Origin of the sequence: Stenotrophomonas maltophilia group sp. RNC7 (assembly GCF_030910085.1) — a bacterium.
Classification (GTDB): domain Bacteria; phylum Pseudomonadota; class Gammaproteobacteria; order Xanthomonadales; family Xanthomonadaceae; genus Stenotrophomonas; species Stenotrophomonas sepilia.
In genome coordinates this window covers 1-469 of sequence record NZ_JAVFVN010000689.1, presented here as the reverse complement: position 1 = coordinate 469, position 469 = coordinate 1, and the positions used below count along the sequence as shown (strand labels likewise).

1 protein-coding gene is annotated in these 469 nt (G+C 36.2%); it reads left to right on the top strand.

The genetic code is table 11. The annotated features are described in order from the left end of the window. Positions 1-469: hypothetical protein (locus RCF13_RS14715; RefSeq protein WP_308141292.1), on the top strand; the 469-nt coding region annotated here is incomplete at both ends.

The following is a 469-nucleotide window of genomic DNA, read 5'->3' as shown; positions in this document are numbered from 1 at the left end:
CTTAGTAAAGATGATGAAGATGGAAAAGACGGATTTGAAATGACAATGCCAGATATGTCCACTATAGATATGACAGGGATTGAAAGATTTAAAGAGATGATGGCAGATTTATTCAAACCATTTAAATTGGCATGGGATGTTGAAGGTCTTAATGTTATTGAGACTGTTAAATCAACACTAGAGAGCATAAAAGGACTTATAGGAGCAATAGGAAACAGTTGGAGACAGGTTTGGACGAATGGTACAGGACAGGTGATGATAGAGACTGTACTAAGAATAGTCCAAAACATATTGAATGTAGTAGGTAATCTTGCGACAGCTTTTAAGAATGCTTGGAACGAAAACCAAGTCGGCACAAGGATTATTCAAGGCGTATTTGATCTACTAAATATTATTCTAGGCACTATTGATAAAATTACCAAGGCCACAGCAGATTGGGCTAAAACATTAGATTTCACACCAGTGTTAA